Source organism: Nocardia sp. NPDC004718 (assembly GCF_053601535.1).
In genome coordinates this window covers 1-4540 of record NZ_JBSGCA010000122.1, presented here as the reverse complement: position 1 = coordinate 4540, position 4540 = coordinate 1, and the positions used below count along the sequence as shown (strand labels likewise).

At 67.9% G+C, this 4540-nt stretch carries 7 protein-coding genes; 4 read left to right on the top strand and 3 right to left on the bottom strand.

Features of this window, described 5'->3' with window-relative positions; all coding sequences use genetic code 11:
- Positions 1 to 95 precede the first annotated feature (95 nt).
- Positions 96 to 902: a VOC family protein gene (locus ACWEH3_RS35715; protein WP_450018287.1), complete on the bottom strand. Its 807-nt coding sequence runs from the start codon at positions 900 to 902 to the stop codon at positions 96 to 98.
- Positions 903 to 1538: 636 nt separating this feature from the next.
- Here ACWEH3_RS35715 and ACWEH3_RS35710 point away from each other — a divergent pair.
- Genes ACWEH3_RS35710 through ACWEH3_RS35695 form a run of 4 tightly spaced genes read left to right on the top strand, consistent with a single transcriptional unit; the run spans position 1539 to position 3290 of the window.
- Positions 1539 to 1964 carry a hypothetical protein gene (locus ACWEH3_RS35710; protein ID WP_450018289.1) on the top strand — a complete coding sequence of 142 codons (426 nt, stop codon included), beginning with the start codon at positions 1539 to 1541 and terminating at the stop codon, positions 1962 to 1964.
- Positions 1961 to 2260, top strand: a complete 300-nt coding sequence (locus tag ACWEH3_RS35705) for an SH3-like domain-containing protein (RefSeq protein ID WP_357882612.1) — start codon at positions 1961 to 1963, stop codon at positions 2258 to 2260. The genes ACWEH3_RS35710 and ACWEH3_RS35705 overlap by 4 nt, the downstream gene beginning before the upstream one ends.
- Positions 2257 to 2964, top strand: a complete 708-nt coding sequence (gene scnC, locus ACWEH3_RS35700; RefSeq protein ID WP_450018292.1) for a thiocyanate hydrolase subunit gamma — start codon at positions 2257 to 2259, stop codon at positions 2962 to 2964. Before ACWEH3_RS35705 ends, scnC begins: the two co-directional genes overlap by 4 nt.
- Positions 2961 to 3290, top strand: coding sequence for a ScnB (locus ACWEH3_RS35695; protein WP_450018294.1), 330 nt, complete (start codon positions 2961 to 2963; stop codon positions 3288 to 3290). Before scnC ends, ACWEH3_RS35695 begins: the two co-directional genes overlap by 4 nt.
- Positions 3291 to 3503: 213 nt before the next feature.
- Here ACWEH3_RS35695 and ACWEH3_RS35690 read toward each other — a convergent pair whose 3' ends face one another.
- Together ACWEH3_RS35690 and ACWEH3_RS35685 are read right to left on the bottom strand one after the other, a co-directional pair.
- Positions 3504 to 4208 carry a hypothetical protein gene (locus tag ACWEH3_RS35690; protein ID WP_450018296.1) on the bottom strand — a complete coding sequence of 235 codons (705 nt, stop codon included), beginning with the start codon at positions 4206 to 4208 and terminating at the stop codon, positions 3504 to 3506.
- A 27-nt stretch (positions 4209 to 4235) separates the two neighbouring features.
- The coding region (locus ACWEH3_RS35685) for a hypothetical protein (RefSeq protein ID WP_452358497.1) at positions 4236 to 4540 on the bottom strand (305 nt) is incomplete at its 5' end.

Here is a 4540-nt window from a genome sequence, read left to right as displayed (position 1 = left end):
GCCCGCCGCGCCCCCCCCCCACCCCCCCCACAAACCCTGCCGGGGGGGGGCGCCACACGCCGGGGGGGGGGGCGGGGTGCCCCCCGCCGGACAACTCACGCGCCGGTCGGCGGCTCCCCGACGGTCGTCGTCGGATCGATGACGCCGAAGACCTCACCCTGTGGCCCCTGGACGAGGCCCATGCGGCCGAAAGGACTGTCGTCGGGTCCGGACATGACGGTGGCGCCGAGATCGCGCGCCTTGGCGAGCGCGTCGTCGGTGTTGCCGACCTGGAACCAGACCAGCCAATACGACGGGTTGTCACCCGGCATCTTCGTCGAGTCGTTGATGCCGCCGACGGCGTCCCCGCCCTGCGGCAAGCTGAAGGTGGAGTAGACGAAATTCTCGCCGTCGCCGATTTCGGAGTACTGCCAGCCGAACACATCGGCGTAGAACTCCTGGGCCTTCTTGTAGTCGCTGGTGTGCAGCTCGTTCCAGCAGTAGGCGCCGTGCTCGTTGTACACCCCCGCGCCGCTGTGGGCCTTGGCCTCCCAGATCCCGAAGACCGCGCCGGTGGGGTCGGCGCCGACGACCATGCGGCCGACATCGAGCACGTCGAACGGTTGCATCATCAGCGAACCGCCCGCGGCGGTCACCTTCTCCGCGATGGTGTCGGCGCTGTCGGCGGCGAAGTAGGTGGTCCACACCGACGGCATCGGCATGCCTTCCGGCTTGGGTCCGATGCCCGCGGCCGCGCGGCCGTTGCGCATCGCCATCAGGTATCCCCCCGCTTCGGGCGGGCTGTCCTGGATCTCCCAGCCGAAGAGTGCGCCGTAGAATTCGCGGGCGCGCGCCGGGTCGTCGACCTGGCAGTCGACCCAGCACGGTGTTCCCTGCGGCCAGCTTCCGTCATGAGTGGGCATTGCGGGTGCCTCCTGATACGGGTTGCCGAATGTGCGGCCGAGACAGCCGGCACACGGCTAGTCAACCATCAGCATTCCGTTGGAGTGGGCCGATTCAGCCGAGACTCCGGTCCTGTTCGCGAGCCTGAGACCAGGCGAAAGACCCCCTACACAGATCAGTCCCCGGTAGTCTCGTCGTTTCCGTGATCCTCAGTCGTCGCTGAGTCTCCGGTTTTTTCGACTGGCTTGCCGGGGGCCTAGCCGGATCCTGGGTCGGTGTCTTCACTGCCTACCGACGTCTCAGCTGACAGTGCGCTCACCTACCGGTGCTCCGGTGTAATGAATAGTTTCCTCCACATTTTCCGCTAGTCAAGAGGGTCGGCAGCGCCAATTCTCCGAGTCGGCGCGCCCCTCTTCGCCGCGCCACAGGCATCCTTCAGCAAATCGATCTCGACGTGTACGCTCGGTATCCGAACCATGCGATTGTGACCGGGGTCACACCCCGTCGTCCGACTGCCCCGCCTGCTGGGCGGGCCGTCCCGTTGGAGTTTCCATGGCGCTGCTTCCCACTCCAGTTCCGACGAGGGAAGGCGTGCGCGAGCACACCTGCCGCAACCGCCCCGCCGTGGACCCAGGATCCGTCACTTCGGAGACATGATGAGCGCACCGAACCGATTCGACGAGTTGCAGCATCGCGTCGCGGACCTCGCACCGGTCTTTCGCGAGCCGCTGGACTCGCCCTACGAGATCTCGAACGCGTTGTTCGCCGCCCTCCGGCACGTTCTGCACGACGTGGGCGGCCAGCCGGACACTCCGGTCGAGTACCGGGAGAAGGAGGAAGAGGCCTGGGAGATGAGCACATACGTCACCTGCGAATGCCTCGGCTGGCGCGGCGTATGGAACTCCGAGGAACGCAGGCGAGCGGAGAACGACCTAGGCGCGACGCTGTACTTCGGTCTCCCCTACTACGCACGCTGGGCGACCGTCGCGGCGAAGACGTTGGTCGCCAAGGGATTGATCACCCCCGACGAACTGTCGGCCAAGCTGGACGAAGTACGCGCACGAATGGCGGCGCGCACATGAGCAGGAGGTACCGGATCGGCGACCGTGTGCGCGTCCGCGACGCCACGTCGATGTTCCATACCCGCACCCAGGCCTACACCCGCGGGCACACCGGTGTCGTCGTCGAGTACCGGCCGGAGTGGATCATCCCGGAGGACGAGGCATGGGGGCGGGACGACGGTCGCGTCGAGCCGTTCTACGTCGTGCGATTCCGCCAGAAGGATTTATGGCCCAAATACACCGGCTTCGACGTCGACACCTTGGAGACGGAGGTCTCCGAGCGCTGGCTCGAGCCCGCGGAGGAGGATGCCCAGTGAGCCGGACCCACGATCACGACGCACACGCGCCGATCCGGACCAGCGAGGAGATCAGCGAATTCGAGGTGCTCGAGACGGCGGTGCGGGAACTCGCCATCGAGAAGGGGCTGTTCTCCCAGGAAGACCACCGCAGATTCGCCGAGTGGGCCGAATCGGTGGGTCCGCACGGCGGATCGAAGCTGGTCGCCAAGGCGTGGACCGACCCCGAGTTCAAGGCCCGCCTGCTCGCCGACGGCACCGAGACGTGCAAGGAGATCGGCATCGACTGGCGCGATCCGACCGGATCGGGGACGCCGAGCGACTACACCTACTTCTACGTGCTGGAGAACACGCCCGAGGTGCACAACGTCATCGTGTGCACGCTGTGCTCGTGCTATCCGCGACCGGTGCTCGGGATGTCCCCGGACTGGTATCGCACGCCCAACTACCGTCGCCGCCTGGTGCGCTGGCCCCGCGAAGTGCTCGCCGAATTCGGCTTGCACTTCCCGCCCGACGTCGAGATCCGGGTGCACGACTCCAACCAGAAGTCGCGCTTCATGGTGATGCCCATGCGCCCCGAGGGCACCGAGGGCTGGACCGAGGAACAGCTGGCCGCCATCGTCACCCGGGACACGATGATCGGCGTGGCGCTGCCCCAGGCCGACTGGACCGCACAGCAGCCACCGAACCGAGTCGACGCCGCCGAGAAGGAGGGACGCTTGTGACGAGCGGTCCGTACGAAGTCCTGCTGGAGACCTTGAACCCCGCGTCGCACCGGGAGACCTCGCTGCCCGAGCTCGACGGCAAACCCGATCCATGGGAGTCCAGCATGCAGGCCACGTGCGAATGCCTCTCGTGGCGCGGCGCGTTCGACAACCTGGAACGCCGCCACGCCGAGGACGCACTGGGCGAGACGATCTATCGCGACTTCCCGGTACGCACCCGCTCGGTCGTCGTCACGGCGCACACCCTGATGGATCGCGGCGTGATCAGCCCGGACGAATTACGCGCCCGCATGGACGCCGTCCGCGAGCGGTTCCACCGGCGGTAGCCCTTGGGAACCAGCCTGTGGGCAGGCACCCGCTCGCTCGCAGCCGACGAACCGAGGAACTGGAGCGCGCAGTCGAAATGGCCCGGAACCAGGTGGTTTCGGGCCGTTTCGCTGAGTTGATCCACCCCGGCCCGCACCGCGGGCCGGACGCGCACGGGCGGAAGCCCCGTCTCCCGGCGACGCTGGGAGACGCGGCGAGCGGTAGGCGTCTTTCTACTTCGTCGGCGCCGGGTTGAACGGCTGGTTGATCGTGGTGAAGTACTGCGAGGCCGCCAGGATCGCTACGGGCGCGGTCACCAGCAGCTGCCCGACCAGAGTCCCCAGCGCTCCGATGGCGAGAATGCCGCCCAGGCAACCCACCGCCGCGGCAGGCAGGAACGCGCCGAACAGGCCGACGATCGCTGCCGAGGCCACCGTCGCGCCCGCGATGCCGCCGAGGACGCAGCCGACGGCTCCGCCGGTGAGGCCGCCGACGAGGGTGCCGATCGTGGCGCCCGCGGCGATGGTGGATGTCATCCGGCTCCAGGCCGCCACCTCGCGGTCGTACGGGGTCTTCCAGGGAGCGGAGTCCTCGTAAGGCAGTGCCACCGGTCGGTAGACGGCGTGGCCGAGGTCGAATCGCGGCGTCAGGGTGGCGGTGTGACCGGTGATGTCCGCGGTGATCGGAAAGACGAAATCGTCTACCCGGAACGATAATTCGGTGCCCGCGAGCACCGTGCCGTCGGTCGCGGTGATCTCGAACACGCCGTCGGCGGCGCTGAGCGATCCGCCGTCGGTGGTGACGGTGACCGCCTGCGGGGTGCTCACGGCGGTGTAGTTCACCGCCTCGTCGCCCGCTGCGGGAGCCGCCTGAGCGAGATTCACGACGGTCGTGGTCGCGGCGACGGCGAGCGCCGTCGACACAAGTATCTTCTTCATTTCGATCCTTGTTCGGAGTGAATTGACTTACGAGGGGTCCGAATCGGTGGTCACGGGCAGCAGCACGGTGACCACCGGAAAAACGAGGGCGCTGCACACCGAGCACAGCGCTCCCACCGCCCAGAAGGGCGAATCGGCCTGCAGCAGTGCGGCTGCCGCCGCGGTGCCCGCCATCATCCCGCCGTATTGCAGCGAGGAATTCAGCGCCAGCACCGTGCCGCGGGCCCGCGGCCGCAGGGTGCCCGCCAGCGTCGTCAGCGCCGACTGGCCCAGCCCCACCGCGCCGCCCCAGACCACCTGGACCGCGACGGCCGCCACCAACGACCCGGTGG

What these genes read in the sequence shown, in the direction of transcription:
- ACWEH3_RS35715 (WP_450018287.1), bottom strand. Translation starts at nt 902, where the DNA reads ATGCCCACTCATGACGGAAGCTGGCCGCAGGGAACACCGTGCTGGGTC.
- ACWEH3_RS35710 (WP_450018289.1), top strand. Translation starts at nt 1,539, where the DNA reads ATGAGCGCACCGAACCGATTCGACGAGTTGCAGCATCGCGTCGCGGAC.
- ACWEH3_RS35705 (WP_357882612.1), top strand. Translation starts at nt 1,961, where the DNA reads ATGAGCAGGAGGTACCGGATCGGCGACCGTGTGCGCGTCCGCGACGCC.
- ACWEH3_RS35690 (WP_450018296.1), bottom strand. Translation starts at nt 4,208, where the DNA reads ATGAAGAAGATACTTGTGTCGACGGCGCTCGCCGTCGCCGCGACCACG.